At 71.8% G+C, this 20,649-nt stretch carries 21 protein-coding genes and 2 pseudogenes; 9 read left to right on the top strand and 14 right to left on the bottom strand.

Going from position 1 to position 20,649, the window contains the following annotated elements:
- On the bottom strand, nucleotides 1-621 hold the full coding sequence (locus B446_RS03920; protein ID WP_020938111.1) for an L-threonylcarbamoyladenylate synthase: 621 nt from the start codon (nucleotides 619-621) through the stop codon (nucleotides 1-3).
- 413 nt (nucleotides 622-1,034) lie between these two features.
- Here B446_RS03920 and B446_RS38940 point away from each other — a divergent pair, with 413 nt between their 5' ends.
- Nucleotides 1,035-1,295 (top strand): hypothetical protein, encoded by a 261-nt coding sequence (locus B446_RS38940; RefSeq protein ID WP_148305721.1) that lies wholly within the window; start codon nucleotides 1,035-1,037, stop codon nucleotides 1,293-1,295.
- A 79-nt stretch (nucleotides 1,296-1,374) separates the two neighbouring features.
- Here B446_RS38940 and B446_RS03910 read toward each other — a convergent pair whose 3' ends face one another.
- The 3 genes from B446_RS03910 to B446_RS03900 are packed head-to-tail and all read right to left on the bottom strand — an operon-like array spanning nucleotide 1,375 to nucleotide 4,135.
- Nucleotides 1,375-1,959 carry a hypothetical protein gene (locus B446_RS03910; protein WP_020938109.1) on the bottom strand — a complete coding sequence of 195 codons (585 nt, stop codon included), beginning with the start codon at nucleotides 1,957-1,959 and terminating at the stop codon, nucleotides 1,375-1,377.
- Nucleotides 1,956-3,746: an alpha/beta hydrolase gene (locus B446_RS03905; protein ID WP_020938108.1), complete on the bottom strand. Its 1,791-nt coding sequence runs from the start codon at nucleotides 3,744-3,746 to the stop codon at nucleotides 1,956-1,958. Before B446_RS03905 ends, B446_RS03910 begins: the two co-directional genes overlap by 4 nt.
- 2 nt (nucleotides 3,747-3,748) lie before the next feature.
- Nucleotides 3,749-4,135 carry a hypothetical protein gene (locus B446_RS03900; protein ID WP_020938107.1) on the bottom strand — a complete coding sequence of 129 codons (387 nt, stop codon included), beginning with the start codon at nucleotides 4,133-4,135 and terminating at the stop codon, nucleotides 3,749-3,751.
- Between the two features lie 178 nt (nucleotides 4,136-4,313).
- Here B446_RS03900 and B446_RS39175 point away from each other — a divergent pair, with 178 nt between their 5' ends.
- From B446_RS39175 to B446_RS03885, 4 genes are all read left to right on the top strand, one after another.
- On the top strand, nucleotides 4,314-4,460 hold the full coding sequence (locus B446_RS39175) for a hypothetical protein (protein ID WP_158506743.1): 147 nt from the start codon (nucleotides 4,314-4,316) through the stop codon (nucleotides 4,458-4,460).
- A 206-nt stretch (nucleotides 4,461-4,666) separates the two neighbouring features.
- Complete coding sequence (locus B446_RS41075) at nucleotides 4,667-5,614, top strand: transposase family protein (protein ID WP_420010339.1); 948 nt, start codon at nucleotides 4,667-4,669, stop codon at nucleotides 5,612-5,614.
- Nucleotides 5,557-6,267 carry a transposase gene (locus B446_RS40910; RefSeq protein WP_420010338.1) on the top strand — a complete coding sequence of 237 codons (711 nt, stop codon included), beginning with the start codon at nucleotides 5,557-5,559 and terminating at the stop codon, nucleotides 6,265-6,267. Before B446_RS41075 ends, B446_RS40910 begins: the two co-directional genes overlap by 58 nt.
- Nucleotides 6,268-6,306: 39 nt before the next feature.
- Entirely contained in the window at nucleotides 6,307-6,780 is a 474-nt protein-coding gene (locus B446_RS03885) for a hypothetical protein (protein WP_148305720.1), read from the top strand.
- A gap of 377 nt (nucleotides 6,781-7,157) precedes the next feature.
- On the opposite strand, the gene B446_RS03880 is transcribed toward B446_RS03885, so the two are convergent.
- Nucleotides 7,158-7,421 (bottom strand): hypothetical protein, encoded by a 264-nt coding sequence (locus tag B446_RS03880; protein WP_148305719.1) that lies wholly within the window; start codon nucleotides 7,419-7,421, stop codon nucleotides 7,158-7,160.
- Between the two features lie 221 nt (nucleotides 7,422-7,642).
- On the opposite strand from B446_RS03880, the gene B446_RS03875 reads away from it, so the two are divergent.
- A complete protein-coding gene (locus B446_RS03875) occupies nucleotides 7,643-8,488 on the top strand; it encodes a helix-turn-helix domain-containing protein (RefSeq protein ID WP_043474709.1) in 846 nt (281 codons plus the stop codon).
- A 4-nt stretch (nucleotides 8,489-8,492) separates the two neighbouring features.
- Here the strand turns inward: B446_RS03875 and B446_RS39575 are convergent.
- Nucleotides 8,493-8,606 (bottom strand): annotated as a pseudogene (locus B446_RS39575) (IS5/IS1182 family transposase); the annotation flags it as partial.
- A gap of 94 nt (nucleotides 8,607-8,700) precedes the next feature.
- On the opposite strand from B446_RS39575, the gene B446_RS03870 reads away from it, so the two are divergent.
- Entirely contained in the window at nucleotides 8,701-10,209 is a 1,509-nt protein-coding gene (locus B446_RS03870; protein ID WP_020938103.1) for a helix-turn-helix domain-containing protein, read from the top strand.
- A gap of 229 nt (nucleotides 10,210-10,438) precedes the next feature.
- Here the strand turns inward: B446_RS03870 and B446_RS03865 are convergent, their stop codons facing one another.
- Complete coding sequence (locus B446_RS03865; RefSeq protein ID WP_020938102.1) at nucleotides 10,439-11,689, bottom strand: serine hydrolase domain-containing protein; 1,251 nt, start codon at nucleotides 11,687-11,689, stop codon at nucleotides 10,439-10,441.
- A 573-nt stretch (nucleotides 11,690-12,262) separates the two neighbouring features.
- Complete coding sequence (locus B446_RS03860; RefSeq protein WP_020938101.1) at nucleotides 12,263-12,730, bottom strand: hypothetical protein; 468 nt, start codon at nucleotides 12,728-12,730, stop codon at nucleotides 12,263-12,265.
- Nucleotides 12,731-13,071: 341 nt separating this feature from the next.
- On the opposite strand from B446_RS03860, the gene B446_RS03855 reads away from it, so the two are divergent.
- On the top strand, nucleotides 13,072-14,421 hold the full coding sequence (locus B446_RS03855; protein ID WP_020938100.1) for a transaminase: 1,350 nt from the start codon (nucleotides 13,072-13,074) through the stop codon (nucleotides 14,419-14,421).
- A 15-nt stretch (nucleotides 14,422-14,436) separates the two neighbouring features.
- Complete coding sequence (locus B446_RS03850; protein WP_020938099.1) at nucleotides 14,437-14,877, top strand: Lrp/AsnC family transcriptional regulator; 441 nt, start codon at nucleotides 14,437-14,439, stop codon at nucleotides 14,875-14,877.
- Between the two features lie 56 nt (nucleotides 14,878-14,933).
- Here B446_RS03850 and B446_RS03845 read toward each other — a convergent pair whose 3' ends face one another.
- From B446_RS03845 to B446_RS03820, 6 genes and pseudogenes are all read right to left on the bottom strand, one after another.
- On the bottom strand, nucleotides 14,934-16,040 hold the full coding sequence (locus B446_RS03845) for a PP2C family protein-serine/threonine phosphatase (protein WP_043474705.1): 1,107 nt from the start codon (nucleotides 16,038-16,040) through the stop codon (nucleotides 14,934-14,936).
- Between the two features lie 84 nt (nucleotides 16,041-16,124).
- Nucleotides 16,125-17,021: a Gfo/Idh/MocA family protein gene (locus tag B446_RS03840; RefSeq protein WP_020938097.1), complete on the bottom strand. Its 897-nt coding sequence runs from the start codon at nucleotides 17,019-17,021 to the stop codon at nucleotides 16,125-16,127.
- A gap of 35 nt (nucleotides 17,022-17,056) precedes the next feature.
- A complete protein-coding gene (gene tgmB, locus B446_RS03835) occupies nucleotides 17,057-18,040 on the bottom strand; it encodes an ATP-grasp ribosomal peptide maturase (RefSeq protein ID WP_020938096.1) in 984 nt (327 codons plus the stop codon).
- Between the two features lie 16 nt (nucleotides 18,041-18,056).
- Nucleotides 18,057-18,248, bottom strand: a complete 192-nt coding sequence (tgmA, locus tag B446_RS03830) for a putative ATP-grasp-modified RiPP (RefSeq protein ID WP_020938095.1) — start codon at nucleotides 18,246-18,248, stop codon at nucleotides 18,057-18,059.
- Nucleotides 18,249-18,402: 154 nt separating this feature from the next.
- Nucleotides 18,403-19,270: pseudogene (locus tag B446_RS03825) on the bottom strand (fructosamine kinase family protein).
- A 299-nt stretch (nucleotides 19,271-19,569) separates the two neighbouring features.
- Nucleotides 19,570-20,463, bottom strand: a complete 894-nt coding sequence (locus B446_RS03820; RefSeq protein ID WP_052352242.1) for an SCO6745 family protein — start codon at nucleotides 20,461-20,463, stop codon at nucleotides 19,570-19,572.
- Nucleotides 20,464-20,649 lie beyond the last annotated feature (186 nt).

The following is a 20,649-nucleotide window of genomic DNA, read 5'->3' as shown; positions in this document are numbered from 1 at the left end:
TCACTCGAAGCGGCTGGTGTCCCCGGCGCCGCGCCGCACGATCTCGACCTCACCGCCGGAGAAGTCGACCACCGTGGTCGGCTCGGTGCCGCAGTCGCCGGAGTCGACCACCGCGTCCACCACGTGGTCGAGCCGGTCCTTGATCTCCCAGCCCTGGGTCAACGGCTCCTCCTCGTCCGGCAGCAGCAGCGTGCTGGACAGCAGCGGCTCGCCCAGCTCGGCCAGCAGGGCCTGGGTGACCACGTGGTCCGGGATGCGCACCCCCACGGTCTTCTTCTTGGGGTGCAGCAGCTTGCGCGGCACCTCGCGGGTGGCGGGGAGGATGAAGGTGTAACTGCCGGGGGTCGACGCCTTCACGGCCCGGAACACGTCGTTGTCGACGTGCACGAACTGCCCGAGCTGCGCGAAGTCCCGGCACATCAGCGTGAAGTGGTGCCGGTCGTCGAGCCGGCGGATCGAGCGGATCCGGTCCATGCCGTCCCGGCTGCCCAGCCGGCAGCCCAGCGCGTAGCAGGAGTCGGTCGGGTATGCGATGAGCGCACCCTCCCGTACCGCGTCGGCGACCTGTCCGATGCTGCGCGGCTGGGGGTTCTCGGGGTGCACGTCGAAGTACTTCGCCATCCGCCGAGCTTAGTCCCGTCGCCGGGGGCACGCGCGCGGCCCCCGCACGTCCCGGCGTCCGGGGGCGCCTGCGGTGGGGCGGGAACCCGGTCCGGCACCCGTCGAAACTCGTCAGGTGTACGTCGTTGAATCAGGGGCAATCGACCGGTGAGGCACCCGGGGCCGTCCCCCCGCCCCGGGGTCGCGGTGTCTCCGCCGGCGGTCCACCCCCCCCAGGACCGTCGGCGGAGCCGTGTCTTCCCCCTGGCGTCTCACAAGGCGGGCGGGGCCAGGTCGTGTCCGCGGGGTCAGGGCAGCCAGAGTCCTGGGGCGGCGCCGACCGTCGAGCAGGTCTTCGCCGGCATCGGCTCCGCGTCGATGAGCCACGCGACTCCTGGGTCGTCACCGACGCAGGCACCACCCATGTCCTGCAGGTGCGCAACGGCGCCCTCGACCAGCGAGTCGCCGCCGCTCCCGAGCCCGGCCCCACAACACTCTCCCTCACCCGGCCCGTACTCATCGCGCTCGTCACCGGCATTGTGCAAGTGCATCTCGGGCTGCTCTTCTTCCTGGCTGTCAGGGAGTGGCGCAGGCGGCCGCAGGAGGGGGCCGAAGCCGAGCCGCCGAAGCTTCTAGGTGGGATCGGCTCGATGTCGGCACCGAAGATCTTCGATTTCGGCCTGGCTCCCGCCTGACGATCGCATCTAGCACTAGCTGAGCCCGACACAGGCTGCCTCCTGCAAGGCGGCTGAGAAGGGCATCATCCGACCAGGCTCAGTGGCTGATCGGTTTACGGGAGGACCAGAAGGGGTCGGTCACGTTGGGGCGCGGCACGTCCTTTCCGTAGTAGCTCCGTCCGCGCGTCTGAGTCGCCGGCGCCTTGACCTCGGACGTGCGGACGCAGGCGGTCTGCACGTCGAGGAAGAACTGCCCTTCCCCGCCGACAACGAGCCCGGTGCGCAGCAGGCCGTCGCCGGTCTCGGCGTACATCTCGGGGAATTCCTTGTCCGGAATGACCTTGGTGATCTTCAGCCCAGACTTCTTCCAGTACCGCTCGATGACGCCGAGGAGAGCCCCGCGCCTCTCGTCGGACACCTTGGTCATGACGATGGCGCGGCGGGTGACGTCCCCGTATTCGTCCGAGCCGCCGCAGCTGCCGTGGTCCGAGGCGTCATGTGTCCAGTCGAGCGGGGGCCTAACCGCGCGGAAGGTCCGGTAAACCAGCGCGTCGGCTTTCTCCGCCGCCTCCTGCATGTCCACCTTCGAGTTCCCTTTCACGCTCCCATCGCTTCCGCTGCAGCCGGTCGTGGCCGCGATGCCCAGTGCGATTCCAGCCAGGTGAGCGATGATCTTTTTCATCGGGGGTCTTCCGTCGTGACGATGTCTGACCTGCCGGCGACGATCTTGGCGATGTTGTTCGCCGCGGAGGGATTCCTGTCGGGATCGAAATATCCTGAGTGGGCAGGCGTCGGCCCCTCGTTCGAAAGATAGAGCGGCAACGGTCCGTCCCCGGACTCTATACGGACGGCACCGAACTCCCTGCTGACCGGGTCCCGGCCGAACCAGCGCTGCTCGTCCATATAGCTGTCCACCGCCTGCACCGGACCCAAGAAACTTTCCTTCCCGGGCAACCAGGAAACCGGATCGTTCCCGGCCGAAGCGGAAAAAACGTGACCCTTGCCGACATTCAGTTCATCGGCCCGCTGGGCCCCGGTTCCCGGGCTGCCCAGCAGGACGATGTCGTCAGCGCCAGGAATGCCGCCGTGCTGACGCGCCGCTGTGCCGACCACGAGGGAACCGTAGGAGTGCCCGATTGCGGTGACATGGGGATCCTTGTGCATATTGGTGGCCTGTATGCCCTCCATGAAACTGCGGTACTCCGGGGCACCTGCGTCCGCGTTCGAGGTGGACGCCACCTCGGTGAACCCTGGCGCGTCGTAGCCGAGCCAAACGATGGAGGCCGTTGAGTGGTCGTACTTGCGCGCGTCCTTGGCGGTCTGGAACGCCCTGCGGACCGTGTCGTCCGCGAAATCCCCGTCCAGCGCGGTGCCGAGGCCGGGGACGTATGCGGAGACGTTCTTGGCTGTGTCGGGGTTCCCGTAGCTGACGATTGCCCGACCGTTCCCCTCGTCCCCAATGCCCAGAAGAAACATGGGCGGATTGCTGCCGGCGTCGAGCTTGGCTTGGATTCCCTCCATGCCGTCGAGCTGGGCCTTGGACAGATCGTCGTGCCGTCCTTCGAGCTTGGCTATGAGGAACTTCAGGTTCTCCCGGTTGGCGTCGTCCCGGGCCGTTGCCGGTATGCCGTCGAGGCTGCCGATCAGCCCGGGGAAAGCCGTCACGTATTCTTCGCGCTCGTCTGCTGTCAGGTGGTCCCACCAGTCCTTGCGTTCCGCCGGTGTCTTGTCCAGCGGAAGTTTTTCCTTGATGTAGGGGAGTGCGGAGGCGCCGACTGAGTCGACGTCGGACGCGATGTCCGCCCATGTCTTGGTGCCCACGGTCAGGCCGGGAGCAGCCTTCAGTTCCGCCAGAGCTCCGGAGTATCGGTCATCGGCACCCCGGGCGCGCAGCACGGCGAACGATATGCGGTTGGCTATCTCCCGTGCTTTGGCGTAGTGCGGATTCGGGACTTTGACCTTCCCGTCGGCGCCGCCCAGACCGGGCTGGTACAGCGGGTGCTTTCCCGAGGACGGAGCCGCGCTACCCGGCGCGAAGTGTCCGTCCTCGCCGTAGACCGTGCCGCCCGGATACCCCTCCCCGGTCTGCTCGTTCTTGCCGTCGGCCGGGTAGCTCACACCGCCGTTGTCGTCGACCGTGTAGCCGAGTGCAGCGGCGTCGTCCAGCGCTTGGGTCAGAACCTTGCGCTGGGCGGTCAGCTCCGCCGCCAGACCGTCGAGCGTTCCTCGGATGAGACCGCTTTCGGCGTGGATGTAGTGGTAGTTGTCCTCCAGCCGCTTGAGGCGCTTGATCGCTGCCTGCGCGGCTTCGCTCTCTTGTGTCTTGTCGAGGGGGCCGCTCATCCGGCCCTCGATCCGTTCGCGAGCGGAGTCCGCGTGTCGAGAGACGGCACCCCACGCGTCGGCCGCATGGCTGAGGGTTTCCGGCTTGAGATCCTTGAGCTGCTGCCAGGTCAGCGTGGACGCCACGGTCAGCCTCTCCCAGAACCGGACACGTGAACGGCGGCGGCCTTGGCGCTCACCGAGTGGTCCGCTTCACCCATGTCCACGGCCACCTGGTGCAGTTTGGGCCCAAGCGTGCTGCACTCGTCGCGGACCGAGCCCAGCCGCTCCTCCCACGAAGCGAGGACGGCCTTGAGCGTGGCCAGACTTGCCAGGCCTCCCAGGGAGCCGGCCATGTCGTCGTGGGCGAGGCTCAGGTCAGCCTTGGACTTGACCGTGCTGGTGTGCAGATCGGTGGCCACGGTCGCAGCCCGCGTCCAGGGGCCATGCGTGTGCACAAGCCGCCCAGTGCCGCTTCCCCCGCCAATTCCGCTGCTCGAACCACCGATGTCGGCCGGAACCTGATTGAGCTGCATGTGTGGTCCATGCCGGTCGGCAGCCGCAGACTTGAGCTGCTCCCACTCCTCCCACGCCACGCGTGGCCCCCCTTTTACTGTCCGGTCGTTGTGCCCCCGATCATGGTAGACACCCGTTGCACAGGCCCATCCGCGACCTATCCCAGCCGTCCTAGGTACGCGTACTCAGGACACAGGGGTGCGCGGCGGCCCCTCCGCGATCGCCATGGGACGCCTGGTGCGTGACCATGTCGTCGCGCGGGACCGGATCGACGGCATAATCGCTGATCTGCGCCGCTCCTGGGAGACCCTGGACGAGGTCAACCGCACAGCCCGGGACGCCTGACCGGCCGTCGACCTGCCATTCGGCCACCGTCGCTCTCACTCCCGCTCACCCGCACCAAGGCGAACTGGCTTTGTTCACGATCACAGGTTCTGGCACGACTTCCGTGAAGCGCGCACGCTGAGTGACGGCCGCCGCTCCGAAAAGGCTTCGGGAAATTGCCTGAAAACGACCGGGGCCCATCTTGGTGTGGTCGACAGTGCGGCGTCGTGGAAGAGACATCGCCTCCCGTGGAGGGCCTGCTGTTACCGTCCATCGCGGACGTGTCGGTGCAGTCGCTGGATGTGAGCCACGAGGCGATACGCGTCAACGTCAGCAGTACGTCGGCCGGGGCGGCATGCCCGGACTGTGGAAGCGAGTCGACCCGGGTGCACAGCTCTTACCTGCGGTTTCCCGCGGACGTGCCGAGCGGGGGACGCCTGGTGGTCCTGCAACTGCGAGTTCGGCGGTTCTTCTGTCCGCAGTCTTCGTGCGCTCGGCAGACGTTCGCTGAGCAGTTGCCCGGGCTGACCCGGCGGTACAGCAGGTGGACGGAACGGTTGCGGTCGACTCTCGCCGCGGTGGGGCTCGCCCTCGCCGGCCGGGCCGGCGCCCGGATGGCACGGGCCTTCGGGGTGTCCATCAGCCGCAGCGCACTCTTACGGCTGCTCGGTGCCTTGCCCGAACCCGAAGTCCCGGCCCCGCGGGTAGTCGGCGTCGATGAGTACGCCACTCGCAAGGGACGGGTCTACGGCACGGTGCTCGTCGACGTCGAGACCCGTCGGCCGGTGGATCTGCTGCCTGACCGAGAGGCGTCCAGCCTGGCCGCATGGCTGGCGAAGCGACCGGGATCGAGATCGTCTGCCGGGACCGCGCGCCGTTCTTCGCAGAAGGCGCCACAGCCGGGGCACCACAGGCGACGCAGGTCGCCGACCGCTGGCATTTGTGGCACAACCTCGGGGAGGCCGCCGAGCGGGCTGTCGCCCGCCACCGCCAGTGCCTTCGCGTCCTGGTCCCCGATCCTGAGCGGAAGGCCGACGAACCTGCGCCGCCCGAAGAGAAGACGGACTCTCCATGGCGGAGCGAGCGATTCGCCAACCGCGTCCGAGCCAGGCACGCCATGGTCCACGCGCTGCTGGAAGCCGGCCACAGCCGCCGTTCCATCGGGCGCCAGCTGAACATGACCCACCGCACCGTCAAGACCCTCGCCGACGCTGGGAAGCCGGAAGACCTCTTCCGCGGCCAGTGGCAGCACAACAGGACCTCCGTCCTCGACGAGTACAAGCCCTATCTGGACGAACGATGGGACGAGGGCTGCACCAACGCCTGGAAGCTCTGGGAAGAGATCGTTCCCTTGGGCTATCGCGGCAGCTACGGCCGGGTCAGCGCCTACCTGCGAGAGAAGCGCACCTCGCCACGGCCGGTCACCGCGCAACCGCCGGCACCCCGCGTGGTGACGAAATGGATCCTCAGCCGACCCGAGACCCTGACCGAGATCGAACAACTCCGGCTCAAGACCGTCCTGGCCAACTGCCCCGAACTCGACGCCCTGACCGGTCACGTTCGATCCTTCGCCCAGATGCTCACCGAGCGCCAGGGCGAACGACTCCCGCAGTGGCTCGACGCCGTCCGCCAGGACGACCTTCCCAGCCTCCACACTCTCGCGGCCGGCATCGACCGAGACCGCGACGCGGTCATCGCGGGCCTTCCCCTGCCCTGGAGCTCCGGCGTCGTCGAAGGACACGTCAACCGGATCAAGATGCTCAAGCGCCAAATGTTCGGCCGCGCCGGCTTCGCCCTCCTCCGCAAGCGCGTCCTGCTGGCGGAGTAAAGCTTCCCCGGCCTGCCAACGGCAGAGATCATGGTCGGTATGAATAGCCGGTCCGAGCAGGACACAACTGACGACAGCGACGTTCCTCGGCCGAAGTGGACCGAGGAGATAGACCTTCAGACCGTTGACGCTGCTGGCCTGGTGCGTCACGTCACCATCTGCCTCAGTGATCCCTCCACCGCTCTCATCGCGCTCCTCGATGCTCACTCACGCATAGAGTTCAGCGGGACCGACTATCTCGACTGCCTTTCCCAGGCCCGGCGACAGCTCGAACGTGACGGCCGCCTCCTGTGCTGCCAGGGAGCCCGCCCCAACGTCCACCCTTCCGGACAGCTGCGACAGTTCACCAACGGCCGGCAGGCATACGTCCGCCACTCCGAACGGCAGGGCGAGGGCCCTGAGATAGTCGACATCTTCGCCCCGGCACCCCCCGGAGACGTCGTGAATCTCGACGACCAGCGAGCAGCACTAATCAGCTCCTGGAACGCCCGGCACCCGGGAAACCAGATCTGACCCCCTCACAGCCGCAGTCACTCTGCGTGAGACCATCACACAACTCGTGCCAGAACCCGATCACAGACAGCAGATGTTCACGACTTTGGGAGACACCGCTGTTCGATCGGTGCTGGCACCCTGTCAGTCCGCTGGAGGAGGCCGGTGCGCATGTGCTGCGTGAGGTTCTCGTGAATTCGCCTAGCCACGGGGCGCGGGCGGCCGGCAGCCGGGCCAGAGTTCGTCGGAATGCCTCCCAGTCGATCCGGAACACGTCATGGACACCCGGCGTGGGCGGGTCGTCGCGAAGGAGGCCGTCAGGTTGTGGTCCCGATGCGGGGACGGGCAGCTGCAGCTCGGGGAAGCGCGAGTGGGTCGGCACGAGCAGGAGGTCCGCGTCAGCATTGCGGGCTGGCGTCCCCGGTCCGGCCAGGACGGCGCGCCGCGTCGCTCGGCTGTGCCGGATCGCCGGGCCGGGAGGGATCGGGCGGTGCGAGCACGTAGCCGGCGAGCAGGCCCCCCACTCCCAGAAGGCAGTCCAGGTAGAGCTGTGTGGAGGGCGTGATGCCGTTCACCGCCGTGATCAGAACGATCCCGGTCACGAGCACGGCGAGAAATGTCATGTAGTGATGGCGAAGTGAAGTCCTGAGATCGATTGGCACGCTTCCTCATCCTCTTCGTCCAGTAGCCGGATGGTGATGTCGGCCATTCGACCAGGTGTCTTTCCCTGAGGTCCAGGGATTCCGGGGGACTCCGGTCTTCTCGGAAACGCCGGTGGAATTCGGACTTCTCCGATGGAATTCGATGAAGTTCGGCGGCTTGGGCGGAGCGGGTGGAACGATCGCGGGAGTCAGGCCAGGGCGAGGCTCTTGGGGGGAGAACCATGGACGACCGTCCGCGCGACGCGCTGTCGGCCGCACAGCGCTTCACATCGGAGCTGGGCCGGCTCCGCACCACCGCGGGCCGACCTCGGATCAACACGATCGCCGCGAGGGCCCAGTGCAGTCAGTCGACGGTCTGCGATGCCCTCAACGGGCGGCGGCTGCCCGGCGAGGCGATCTGCCGCCGCGTGGTCGAGGCGCTGGGCGGTGAATGGGGCCCGAAGTGGCTGGAGCTGTGGCGTGCGGCCAGGATCGAACTGGACACGCTCAAACGCAGGAGCGCCGAGGCGCCCGTGGACGCGCTGCGGCCCGAGATGGTGCGATACCCGGACCCGCCCTCCTTCTACGGGGCCGCCGCCGACCGGATCCGCAGGGCCCGCCGCGAGATCCGGCTCACCTACGTCCGGCTTCACCCGCCGAACCACTGGGGGGCGGCGGAGGTGACGGAGTACTACAGCACGGTGCTGCAGTGGGCCAGGGACCACTCCGGCGAGGGCGCCAGCGTCCGGCGCATCATCGGCGTCCCGGAGCGGGACGGCACGCCGCGGCCGGACTACCTGCGGTGGCTGCACGAACACCATGCGGAGGTCAGGGACATCTACGCCTACGAGGCCCGCGTCATGCCGTGGACCAGTTCCTGCACCTGGCACAACACCGGCCTCATGGACGACTCCGTCACCTTTCTCGCCTTCTCCGGAGTCGGCCGTCAGCAGCTGACGGGGTTCAGCGTCGAGGGGGCCGACTTCCTGGCGTACTTCGCCGACAGCTTCGACCAGGCGTGGGGTGCGCTGGAACCGCTGGACACGTATGTGGCGCGCCACTGCGGCCAGTTTCCCGTACCGCGATGACGTGCTCGTTGCGGTTGCCGCCGGCGAGGAGGGCCGCGAGCGTGGTGCCGTGACCGTCGGTGATCAGGTGATGCTGGGAGCCGGACCGGCCCCTGTCGACGGACGACGGGCCCGTGTGGAGTAGGCGGGCAGGTGGCGGGCGCTTTCGGGCCCTGGGGTAACGTCCAGAGACGAAAGCCGGGGGCGACCCCAGGACTTCCGAGGACGAGGAGATGGGTGACGTGGCCGGCCGAGCCGACGAGGCCCCCGACACCCGGCGGCCGCAGGACACCGACGGCGCGTGGGCGGCACAGCTGCTGGACCACCTGCGCCCCGCGGGCCGTGAACCGCGCCGGGTCGTCGGCTGGCTCGGACCCGCCGTGGGGGCCGTGGTCTGCCTCCGGGACGCGCGGGGCGGCCTCCTCGCCGGCGAACCCCTGGCCCTCGACGAGACCGTGCTCGCCGACCTGGTCACCGGCCGGATCTCCGCGGCAGCCCTGGAGGACGGCGGACGCCATGTCCGCATGGTCGGCATACCGCACCCGCAGCAGGGCCCGGCGGCCGGCGCGGTGCTCGCGGTCTCCCGCCCCGAACCCTTCGACCGGCGCGCCGCCGAGATCGTCAACCGCACCGCGAGCGTCCTCGAACTGCTGCTGCGTGAGCGGGAGCTGACGGAGGCCGGGCGACGGCTGCGGCGCGCCACGGCCGATCTGCGCCTCGCCATCCTGCAACTGCTGATGGTGGAGGACACCGTCTCCGCCCGCCGGGTCGCCGCGGGCCTGTGGCCCGGGCTGCTCGAGGCCGACGCGGCCCGGGTCTACGTCCTGGAGGGTTCCCCCGCGGACCGGGACCGCCTCGCCGAGGACTGCGCCGACGTCACCGGCGGCGAGGCCCTCGTCGTGCGCTGCCCGGCGATGGACGGCCACGTCATCGTCGTGACCCCCCGCCCGGCGGCGGGGGAGCGGCTGCGCTCCCTCGTCGACGGCCGGCCGGGCGTCTTCCTCGGCGGCAGCCTGCGCCAGCGCCTCGCCCGGACCGCCACCGCCTACGCGCAGGCCATCAGCGCCCTCGCCGTCGCCCGCTTCCGCCCCGACCAGACGGCCGTCTTCGCCGAACGCACCCGCCCCGCCCGCCTCATGGAGCCGGCCGCGCTGCGCGCCTGGTCCGCCGGCGTGCTGCGGCCCCTGGACCGGCTGCCCCACCACATCCGCGCCGAACTCCTCGCCACCACCCGGCTGGGCCTGGAGTTCACCGCGGTCAACGCGGCCAAGGTGCTCGGCGTCAGCCGCAACACCGTCCGTGCCCGCATGGACCGGGTCGAGACCCTGCTCGGCACCGACTTCTCCGACCTCTCCACCCGCGCCGCCGCCCACCTCGCGCTCAACACCGAGGCGGCGCGGGAGCCGCACGACTCCGACGAGCCGCCCCCGCCGGCCCCCGCCCGCCTCGGCGACCTGCTCACCTCGGCCGCGCTGCGCACCTGGGCGGACGATCTCCTCGGCCGCCTCGACGCCGACGGCCGCGACCTGCGCGGCACCCTGTGCGCCTGGCTCGCCGCGGACTCCAACGCCGAGCGCACGGCCCGTGACCTGGGCGTCCACGCGCAGACCGTGCGCGAGCACGTCCGGGCCGCCGAACCGGTCCTGGAACGCCAGCTGCTGGCCATGGGCAGCGACCTGTACGAGGTCGTCCTGGCCCATCTGTCCACCGGCGCCCTCGCCGTACCCGCGCTCGGCAGGTGAACCGGGGCGAACCGGACTCACCTGTGCACGAGTGAGTCCTCGCCACTCCCAGGAGGGCACCGGCGCGATACCCGCCGCCCGGTCACCCCGCGTAGATTCATCGGGCCGCGGGGCACGACCGGAACGGGGGACCGGTCGGAGCCCCGCGCGCCTCGGCCTGATGCCGCCGGAGTCCCGCGCATCGGGCCACCCGGCCGGCCGCGGCACCCGCCGCCGGCCGGGCCGCGGCTCACCTGGCGGCGGGCTCGGCCGGCAGGTCGAAGACATGGGCCGGGGTCACGATCCTGGTCACCGCCTCGCCGAACAGTGTGCTCGGCTCCTGTCCGCCGTGGTCGATGTCGGTGTTGAGCAGCACCACGAGCGTGGCCCGGGCCGACGGGAGGTAGACGGTCAGGGACTCGTACCCCGGCAGCGAGCCGTTGTGGCCGATCCAGCCCTGCACGTCGAAGATGCCCAGGCCGTAGCCCACGCCCGGGATCGGTGTCGGCGGCGTGATGAGCCGCTGCCGCTGGGTGGCCGGGCTGACCATCCAGCTCCCGTCCGGGAACCGGCCGGTGGCCACCGTGCGGGCCCACACCCGCAGATCGTCCTGGCGGGAGATCATCGCGCCGGCCGCCCACCCCCAGGAGGGGTTCCAGCCCGCCGTGTCCGCGATCCGGCCGTCGGCCGTCTGGTTCGTGTAGCCCTGCGCGTGCGGGGCGGGGAACTCCGCGCCGGCCGGGAACAGCGTGTGCGTCATGCCGGCCGGGTCGAGGATGTTCCGCTGGATGTAGTGGCCGAGCGGCTGCCCCGTCTCCTTCTCGACGACCAGGCCGAGCAGGATGAGGTTGGTGTTGGAGTAGAAGAACTTCTCGCCGGGCCGGAACATCACCGGGTGCTTGAAGGAGTAGGCGAGCAACTGCTGTGGGGTGAACGTGCGGGTCGGATCGGAGGTGAGCGCCTTGAAGAAGCCCTCGTCCTCCGAGTAGTTGAACAGCCCGCTGCGCATGCCGGCCAGCTCCCGCAGCGTGATCGTGTCCCCGTTCGGCACCCCGTCCACGTACTTGCCGATCGGGTCGTCCAGGCCGACCTTGCCCTGGTCCACCAGTTGCAGGAGCGCCGTCACGGTGAACGTCTTGGTCTCGCTGCCGATGCGCATGTAGAGGTCCGGCGTCATGGCCCGGCCGTCGCTCTTGTCGGCGACGCCGAACGAGCCGACGTAGCTGCCCCGGTCCGGTGTCCAGAGGCCGACCGTGACGCCGGGCACCTTCGCCTCCCGCATCACCTTCTGTACGGCGGCGTCCAGTTGGCGTGCCACGTCCGGGGTGATCGCGCGGACGTCAGGGCCGGTGGGCGTGGGGCTGGGGGAGCCGGCGGCGAGGACGGCGGGCACCGTCGGCGGCACCGCCCCCGCGGGAGCGCCGGTGAGCGGTACCGCCAGGGTCCCCACCACCACGGCGAGCGCGGCCCCCCTGCGGCGACGTGCGGACGAGAGCGACATGGGCTGCCTCCAGGCACGTGCGGGGTGACACACGGTGGGCGAGACGTCGGAGCCCGGTCTCTCAGCATAGGAGCGCCCCACGCACCCCGCCTGTCGGCCGCGCGAGCGCGAGCCGCCGGGCCCCGGTGACCGTCCCGCCCGGCCGGTGCACGCCCAACTCGCCGCGTGGCGGCGGGTGCAGGGGCGGTCCGTGTCGGTGGGTCGGGAGGGGGGGTGGCGGGGCCGTGTTCGCGGCGGCTCGGGGGGTGGTGCGTGCGTGTTGGGGGGCGGAGGGGTGTGGTGGCGGGGCCGCGTTCACGGCGGCTCGGGGGTGGCCCGTGTGCGTCGGAGGGGAGAGGTGGTGGTCGGGCCCTGTTCACGGCGGCTCGGGGGTGGCCCGTGTCCGTCGGAGGGGAGAGGTGGTGGCCAGGCCGTGTTCATGGCCGCTCGGGGGCCCGTGTCCGATGGAGGGGGCCGGGGGCCCTGTTCACGGCGGCTCGGGGATCGCCCGTGCCGGTGGGACGGGAGCGGCCGTCGCCGGGCCGCGTTCACGGCGCGCCGGTGGGGGAGGGGTCGACCGGAGGGCCCCGGCCGTCACCGGCCGCACAGCGGGGCGAGGACCGCCAGCGTGCCGTTGGCCTCCCGCAGCGCCTCCTCCAGGGTGCCGGGCGCGTGCAGGGCGCCGGTGCCGTCGGGCGGGATCAGCCACTCCAGCGAGCGGGCGGGCCGGTAGGGGGGAGGGACGGACACCCAGGAGCCCTTGGTCGCGTACCGCAGCCCGGCGCCGACCCAGGCCGCGGACGGGTCCGGCGGCAGCAGGAACCCGACCCGGCCCGCCTTGGTGTCCACCAGCGTCGGCCCCGGTACCGGGAGCCCGGGACGCCACAGGAGGTCGAGGGTGAGCAGTCCGAGCCGCTCGGGCACGCTCAGGACGTCCCAGAACCGGCCCGCCTCCAGCAGCGCGATGCCCTCGCCGTGGTCCCACTCCCACTTGCAGGCGCGCGGATCGGCCGCCGACGCGGCCAGCCACTCCACACCCCGCATCCACATCGTGTTCGTCATGCGCTGCTCCGGGTGTCCTCGCTCGTCCGTCAGGGCGTGGGAAACGGCCGTGGCCGGACACTCGGCGCGCCCGCACGCCAACCCGGCATATGCATGCTCGTAGATATTTCTACCTGGCGGAAGGGGTGGCGCAGCATGGCGTTTGTGACGGTGTGTTCGAACACCGAGCGCGGTTCCGTCAGCTCCCGCAGGGGGACGCGTCACCCTCGGCTTCCCGCCCCGCGTGCCCGGCGCACGATTCGAGTGTTCCGTCAACTGATTCGAGCGCCGATGCTTGTGTCTGCGTCGTTTTCGGTCGTACTCTCGTGCCGTTCCGTCACCGCATCCACCGAGGTAGCTCCATGGACCGCACGCGTCTGCACTCCCTCCTCGCCCGCGAGAGCGCCGAGGCCGAACGCCGCAACCCGCGCTCCCGGGAGGCATATGCCCGGGCCGACCACCTCTTCGGCCGAGTGCCGATGACCTGGATGAACAAGACGGCCGGAGCCTTCCCCCGATACCTGGCCGGTGCCCGGGGCGCCCGGATCACCGACGTGGACGGGCACGAGTACATCGACTTCTGCCTCGGCGACACCGGAGCGATGGCGGGTCACTCGCCGGCCCCGGTCACCGAGGCGGCCGACCGGCGCTTCGCCGGCCTGGGCGGGGCCACCGCCATGCTGCCCACCGAGGACGCCGAGTGGGTAGGCGCCGAGCTGACCCGCCGCTTCGGCCTGGCCCGCTGGAGCTTTGCGCTGACCGCGACGGACGCCAACCGGTGGGCGATCCGCCTCGCCCGGGCGGTCACCGGGCGCCCCAAGATCCTCGTGAACAGCTACAGCTACCACGGCAGTGTCGACGAGTCGCTGATCGTCGTCGGCCCGGACGGCCGGGGCACCGCCCGCCCGGGCAACGTCGGCGCCCCCTGCGACGTCACCCTGACCAGCAGGGTGGCCGAGTTCAACGACCTGGAAGGGCTGGAGCGGGAGCTGGCGCACGGGGACGTCGCCGCCGTCCTCATGGAGCCCGCCCTCACCAACATCGGCATCGTCCTGCCCGAACCCGGCTACCTCGCCGGCGTCAGGGAGCTGACCCGGCGGCACGGCACCCTGCTCATCAACGACGAGACCCACACCTTCTCCGCGGGCCCCGGCGGCTGCACCGCCGCCTGGGACCTGGAGCCCGACCTGCTCACCATCGGCAAGGCGATCGGCGGCGGCATCCCGGCCGGCGCCTACGGGCTCTCCGCCGACCTCGCCGAGCGGCTGCTGGGCCGCGCCGACCTGGACCTCGTCGACATGGGCGGCGTCGGCGGCACCCTCGCGGGCAACGCGCTGTCGGTCGCCGCGATGCGGGCCACGCTGGAGCAGGTGCTCACCGACGAGGCGTTCGCCCACATGACGAAACTCTCCGAGCGCTTCGAGGCGGGCGTCGTGGCCGGGGTCGAGGCGCACCGGCTGCCCTGGTCGGTCAGCCGCCTCGGCGCCCGCACCGAATACCGCTTCACCTCACCGGCGCCGCGCACGGGCACCGAGTCCGCGGCGGCGGCCGACCCGGAGCTGGAGGACTTCCTGCACCTCTACCTCGCCAACCGGGGCATCCTGCTGACCCCGTTCCACAACATGGCCCTCATGTGCCCCGACACCACCGAGCAGGACGTCGACACCCACACCGAGGTCTTCGCCGCCGCCCTCTCCGAACTGGCGGGGTGAGGGCCGGTGGCACCCATGGACGAGACCGACAAGGCCATCCTGCGCGAGCTGCAGACCGACGGCCGCATCGCCTACGCCGACCTCGGGCCCAGGGTCGGGCTGTCCGCGTCGGCGGCCCGCCAGCGGCTGCAGCGCCTGCTGGACTCCCGGGCCGTGCAGGTCGTCGGCGTCACCGACCCGATGGCGATGGGCGGGCAGGCCATGGCACTGCTCGGCATCGGCGTCGACGGCGACCCGCGTGCCGTGGCCGACGCCCTCGCCGCACGCCCCGAGGTGGTCTACTCGGTGCTCACCTCCGGCGGGTTCGACCTGTTCGCCGAGGTCGTCGCGCCGGGCCCCAAGGACCTGCTGGACTTCGTCAACGACGCGGTGCGGCCCCTCGACGGCGTGCGCGAGATCCAGACCTTCCCGTACTTCGGGATCCACACCCACCGCTTCCTGTGGGACGTGGGCTGACCCCCCACCCCCGCACCCGCCTCCACCGGGCCCCGCCCCACCGGGCCGCGGTCCGCTCAGGCGGGCGGGGGCTCGGGCGTCAGGACCAGCAGGGTCGCGTCGTCACGGACGTCGTGGCCCAGCTGGGCGATGTCCTCCCACACGGCGTCGGCGAGTTCGCCGGACGGCGTGTCGGACAAGCGGTCGAGACGCTCGGCCAGGGGATAGAAGGAGCCGGCGGCGTTGCGGGCCTCCCAGACGCCGTCGGAGGCGAGCACCAGCCGGTCCCCCGGCCCGAGCGGCACCGTGACCTCCTTCGGCGGGTCCATACCGACCAGGCCGAGGCCCAGCGGCGGGGCCACCGACACCGTCACCTCCCGGGCCCGGCCCGCGCGCAGCAGCACCGGTGCCGGATGCCCGCAGCCGACCACCCGGACCGCCCGGGTGTCGGCCGTGAACTCCAGCAGCAGCGCGGTCGCGAACAGCTCCCCGTGCCGGACCCCGGCCGAGTCCACCGCCAGCCTGCGGTCCATCCGGGCCGCGACCGCCTCCAGGTCGGGCTGGTCGAGCACCGCCTCCCGGAACGCCCCCAGCAGCGACACCACGGTCGCCACCGCCGTCAGCCCGTGCCCGCGCACGTCGCCCATCACCGCGCGGACGCCGTGCGGCCCCTCCCGCACGTCGAAGAAGTCGCCGCCCACCAGCGTCCCGTCCTGGGCGGCGCGGTAGAAGCCCGCGCACCCCACCCGGCCGACGCGTTCCGGCAGCGGCGGCACCACCGCCCGCTGCACCGCCTCCCCGATCGCGCGCTCGGTGTCCAGCTGGGCGTCACGGCGGCTGCGGACGTAGGAGACGAACACGCTCAGCAGGGCCACGAACACGATGGTGAGCAGATCGGTGTTGCCGGGACGGTTCAGATGGGTGTTCGGCAGGTGCAGCGCCACGACGACCAGCACGCCGAGGACGGCGGTCGCGAGCGGCCCGTAGGAAAGGACGGCGAGCGGCGGGATCGCGCCCAGCAGGAAGCCGAGGTCGGAGGCGTGGGGAGTCACGAGGGAGCCGAGCGTCACCCCGACGAGCAGCAGGACCGGCAGCACCCGCACCCAGCGCGGCGGCGGCGCACCCCGCAGCCAGCCGCGCTCCCCTTGGTTCCGAGGCGACGACCTGCCGTGCACCGATGTCACATCCCCAAGCTACGCCGCCACCGGCCCCGGGGCTCCCGGTGCGCGGCACGGCCCCGGGGCCGTGCCGCCCGGCTCCGTCCCGCCCTATCCCTGGTCGGCCGGTGCCCCCGCCAACCGGTCCTCGGCCGCCGCGAGGATCTCGGTGACCCGCAGGCCGAACCCGGCGTCACAGACGTGCGGGCGTCCCGTGCGCGCGGCCGTCAGCAGCGCGTCCGCGGCGCGGGCCAGGGCCGGAACCGCGCCCTCGGAACTCCTCGGCAGCAACGCCACCCCGGAATCGCCCCGCAGCTCCAGGTCGGCTCCGGCCGCCGCCGGCGGCGCGGTCAGGCTCAGGGTGAGGGTGCTCGACGCGCCCGTGGCGTGGTCCAGGACCAGGTGCACGGTGTCCGCGGGGCCGTGCGCCGCCGCGAGGACCTGCCGTACGTCACCGAGGACCGGCAGCAGCACCGACAGCGCGTGCGGCCCCACGTCCCACAACGCGCCCTTCTCCCGCCGCCACGGCGAGGCCGCGAACGGGTTGTCCGCGGTGAACACCGCGCCCAGCCACTGGGCCCGCGCCGTGAACCAGCCCGCCACCGCGGCCTGCTCGTCGATCCACGCCTCCGGTTCCTTCTGGAAGCGGGTGGTGAAGAACACCACCGACGCCACCCCGGCCCGCTCGGCCGCCTCGGCGACCCCCCGGGCCTCGGCGACCCCCAGCGCCAGGGGCTTGTCCAGCAGCAGATGGCGGCCGGCCCGGGCGGCCCGCCCCGCCATCTGCGCCTGCACGGCCGGCGGCAGCGCCACGGCCACCGCGTCCACGTCCGCCAGCAGCGCGTCCACGTCCTCGTACGCCCGGACCCCGTACTCCTCGGCCAGCGAGCCGGCCGCCTCCGGGCGGCGGCCCCACACCCCGGCGAAGTGCAGGCCGGGGTGCCCGGCCAGGGCGGGGGCGTAGGCCGCCCGGGCCCAGGGGCCCGTACCCAGCAGTCCGATGCGCATCTCGCGTTCCTCTCTCCGTACGGGTCCCGGCACCCTCACGACGCCCTGTCCCGGTCGCCGTCGGCACAGGGCGTCACCCGTTCCCCGTACCCGGCCAGCCACCGTGCGATGGCCTCGGCGATCGGCAGACCGGTGTCCATCTCGACGAAGCCGAACTGGCCGGACTGGTTGCACTCCAGGAACCACCAGATCCCGTCCGCGTCCTCCGCGAAGTCGAAGGCACCGTACGCCAGCCCGGCCTCCCGCAGATAGCGCAGGACCGCCTCGGCGACCCGCGGGGGCACCTCCGCCGGAAGCCAGGGGGAGACCGACGGCGCGAAGCGTACGTCCACGTCGTCGGGGTGGGCGTCCGGGTCGGCCGGCTTGCGTGCGGCCAGCAGCCGGTCGCCGACGGCGGTGAGCCGGATGTCGGCACGCTTGGGCACCCGCCGCTGCAGCAGCGTCGGGCCGTAGGCGACGGCCGAGAAGTCGGCGTCCGGAGCGACCCGGCTGGTGGGCACCGCGCGCGGCGGCTCCTGGGGGTGCGCACCGGACACCGGCTTGACCACCAGGTCCGGGAACCGCTCGGCGAACTCCCTGGCCGCCTGCGGGAACGTGGTGATCAGCGTGGCCGGCACCGCGAGCCCGCTGTGCTGGGCGAGCCGCAGCTGCCACGGCTTGTGGCGGGCCCGCCGTGCGGCGTCCGGATCGTTCATCCAGCGGGCGTCGGTACAGCGCAGCATGCCGTACAGCGCCTGGGACGCCTCCTCGGTCAGCCAGGCGGACGGCTGGGCGGCGCGCGCGGCCGCCGCCCCGGGCCTGCGCACCCAGACGGAGCGCAGGCCGCTCATGCCGACCAGACGCCCGCCGACGGACAGGTGCCCGCCGTAGGAGCCCTGCACGTACTCACCCGACAGAGCCACCCCGCTGGTGAGGTCCGCGGGGTCGAGCCGGACCACGGGCACGCCCGCCTCGCCCAGCCGGAGGACCACCATGTCCGCCGTCACGTCCTCTTCGCTGGTCAGGATGAGCACGGTCATGATCCGCCGGCCCGCATCAGTCGTCGAAGTGCGTCTTGGACCCGGCCGTCGAGGTCGTTGTCCCCAAAGCCCTCAGGGTCGCGTGGTCCGTGGCGGCGATCCGCCCGTCGGGGAGGACGTTCAACTGCAGTCCGGAGTCGTACGCGTACGGAGTGGTGACGTCCAACTGCACAGCGGGGCGCGCGTAGTTGAGCGTGAACGGTTGCATTGTTCTCTCCCTGATTCGGCTTTCACGTCCTTATACGAATCGAACGGGTGGTTGGTTTCCTCACACTCCGTGACCATGGTCCGGAGCGGGGCCGTTCGGCGTCCGGTGGTAGGACGCAGGAGGGCCGGGGGAAGGTGCGCCTCCGCCCCGTGATTCATCGTGCGAGGGCCTTCCGGGCGACGCCGAGAGCCTGTTCCGCGTAGTCACGGCCGAACAGCACGGCGTGCACGAGGAGCGGGAAGAGCTGGTGCATACCCACGCGTTCCCGCCATCCGTCGGCCAGGGGTGACACTTCCTGATACCCCGTCACCACCCGTTCCAGATACGGACAGCCGAACAGTCCGAGCATGGCGAGATCGGTCTCCCGGTGGCCCCCGTGCGCGGCCGGATCGATGAGACGTACATCACCATCGGTGCCCCACAGGACATTGCCGTTCCACAGGTCGCCGTGCAGCCGTGCGGGCGGCTCGGCGGGCCCGGCGAGTTCCGGCAGCAGTTCGCAGACCCGCTCCACCACGGCGGCCTCACCGGGCCGCACGGTTCCCGCGTCGACCGCCGCGCGCAGGTACCGGCAGCACCCGGTGGTCGGCGTACCAGGACGGCCAGTCGGGCGCCGGCGCGTTGCGCATCGGCGCGCGGCCGATGTACGCCTCCTCGGGCCCGCCGGGCGGGGGCGCACCGAACGCCGGTGCGCCGGCGGCGTGCAGAGCCGCCAGATCCTGGCCGAAACGCGACGCCGCGTCGGCGTCGGGGGGCCCGGTCGGAATCCGCTCGGTGACCAGCCACCGCTCGTCCTGCCCGAGCACCGCGGGCACCCGGACCGCCGCCGCCTCGCCGAGCCACCGCAGCCCGGCCGCCTCCGCCCGGGTGGCGCCGGGGCCGTCACCGCGCTTGACCATCACCACCGTGCCGCCGTCGAGCGTCACCTCGGCCGGTGTGCCGGACGCCCGCGGCCCGCCCGCGACCGGGCGTCCGGTGAGCCGGGACGCCGCCTGCCCTGGATCCTCGTCTCGGTTGACCACGGGCTCAGCGTACGACCCGCAAATGAGGCTTCCCTGAAGGCACTTCGACCATTACTACGACTGATTCCGGCCAAATCCAGACGGTAACTACCCGTGTCGTCCCGGTACGGCTCAGGGGCCGGCCCGCACGTCGAAGCGGTCCGGGTCGGGGAACTTCGCCGGCCGAGGTTCGCGCCACCTCTCCTCCGGCGGCGGCGCCCACTACTGCCCGGCCACCACCCGCGGACGCGCACGCCCGGATCGCCCTGGAGGTGCTGCTCGACCGCCTGCCGGACCTCGCGCTCGCCGTGCCCCCCCGGTCAACCGGTCTGGCGCACCGGCTTCATGAAGCGGATACCCGAGCGGCTGCCGGCGAGCAGCCGTCCGGTCAACCCCACCGGGTTGCCGGGCGGCAGCAGCCCCGAGCCCAGGACGGTGCGGGCCAGCGGCTCCAGCAGCCCGGCGAGCCGCTCGGTGCGCTCCGCGCCGAGCGCCGCCCAAGGCCGCCCGGCCGCCTCGTCGGTACGCCTCTCGACCAGCGCGCGCTCCGCCTCGCCCGCCGGCGTCAGCGCGCCGTCCGCGGTGAGGAGGCCCCGTTCCCGCAGGGCGGTCCCGGCGGCCGTCCAGTCCTCCTGGGGCCACTTGCGGGTCTCGCGCAGGAACGGTCCGTCGGACTCCCCGGCGGCCGCCTTGAGCACCATGGCCTCCACCGGCCCGAGCCCCTGGCCCACCAGGACCGCGACATGTCCGTCGCCCCGGTGTTCGCGCAGGGTCGTCAGGGCCTGCCACAGTCGTGCCGCCGGTCGTTCCGGCCGCTCCAGCGCCTGGTTGGCGCCGGCCAGCACCCGACCCGCCGTGTCCGCGCCGGCCGCCGCCTCCCATGCGAGGTCGGCCGCCTCGGCCAGCGCGGCGGACTCCACCGACTCCGCCCCGAACAGGCGGGTCATCGCCGCCTCCATCGCCTCCGAGCGGGCGGCCAGCACCTGCCCGGGAGCCGCGTACGACCAGGCGTCCGGCAGCGCCCTGGCCACCCGCGCGGGGTGGAAGACGTAGAAACCGCTCGTCACCACGGACGGGGACACGGCGCCGAGCGGGGCCGCCCGCAGCGCGAAGTAGCCCATCCAGAACCCGCGCATGCCCAGCCCGTCCGCGGCCCGCCGGGCCTCGGGCGCGAAGTACACCAGATCGTGCACCGGCTCGAACCGTTCCCACATCTCCCGCGCGACCACGCCCACCACTCGTTCCTCCCACCCTGTCCGCCAGTGGCCACCAGACTGCTCTATGACAGTCGTCATAACAAGGGGTGCGCGAGGGTACGTGAGGGGGGTGGGAGGAACGCGGCCCGGGCCGTCCGTGCGGCCCGTCGGTGTGGTGCGTCCGTGTGGTCCGTCCGTGCGGCT

Origin of the sequence: Streptomyces collinus Tu 365, assembly GCF_000444875.1 — a bacterium.
GTDB lineage: Bacteria > Actinomycetota > Actinomycetes > Streptomycetales > Streptomycetaceae > Streptomyces > Streptomyces collinus_A.
Note: the sequence above shows the minus strand (reverse complement) of the source record. Positions and strands in the feature narration are given on the sequence as shown.

Excerpts from the sequence above, each read along its gene's own strand:
- B446_RS03885 (WP_148305720.1), top strand. The coding sequence starts at position 6,307 with ATGAATAGCCGGTCCGAGCAGGACACAACTGACGACAGCGACGTTCCT.
- B446_RS03840 (WP_020938097.1), bottom strand. The coding sequence starts at position 17,021 with ATGCGCATCGGACTGCTGGGTACGGGCCCCTGGGCCCGGGCGGCCTAC.
- tgmB (WP_020938096.1), bottom strand. The coding sequence starts at position 18,040 with ATGACCGTGCTCATCCTGACCAGCGAAGAGGACGTGACGGCGGACATG.
- B446_RS03870 (WP_020938103.1), top strand. The coding sequence starts at position 8,701 with ATGGGTGACGTGGCCGGCCGAGCCGACGAGGCCCCCGACACCCGGCGG.
- B446_RS40910 (WP_420010338.1), top strand. The coding sequence starts at position 5,557 with ATGGTCCACGCGCTGCTGGAAGCCGGCCACAGCCGCCGTTCCATCGGG.
- B446_RS03850 (WP_020938099.1), top strand. The coding sequence starts at position 14,437 with ATGGACGAGACCGACAAGGCCATCCTGCGCGAGCTGCAGACCGACGGC.
- B446_RS03875 (WP_043474709.1), top strand. The coding sequence starts at position 7,643 with ATGGACGACCGTCCGCGCGACGCGCTGTCGGCCGCACAGCGCTTCACA.
- B446_RS03920 (WP_020938111.1), bottom strand. The coding sequence starts at position 621 with ATGGCGAAGTACTTCGACGTGCACCCCGAGAACCCCCAGCCGCGCAGC.
- B446_RS03855 (WP_020938100.1), top strand. The coding sequence starts at position 13,072 with ATGGACCGCACGCGTCTGCACTCCCTCCTCGCCCGCGAGAGCGCCGAG.
- tgmA (WP_020938095.1), bottom strand. The coding sequence starts at position 18,248 with ATGCAACCGTTCACGCTCAACTACGCGCGCCCCGCTGTGCAGTTGGAC.
- B446_RS03900 (WP_020938107.1), bottom strand. The coding sequence starts at position 4,135 with ATGCAGCTCAATCAGGTTCCGGCCGACATCGGTGGTTCGAGCAGCGGA.
- B446_RS03860 (WP_020938101.1), bottom strand. The coding sequence starts at position 12,730 with ATGACGAACACGATGTGGATGCGGGGTGTGGAGTGGCTGGCCGCGTCG.
- B446_RS03820 (WP_052352242.1), bottom strand. The coding sequence starts at position 20,463 with ATGTGGGAACGGTTCGAGCCGGTGCACGATCTGGTGTACTTCGCGCCC.
- B446_RS03910 (WP_020938109.1), bottom strand. The coding sequence starts at position 1,959 with ATGAAAAAGATCATCGCTCACCTGGCTGGAATCGCACTGGGCATCGCG.
- B446_RS03865 (WP_020938102.1), bottom strand. The coding sequence starts at position 11,689 with ATGTCGCTCTCGTCCGCACGTCGCCGCAGGGGGGCCGCGCTCGCCGTG.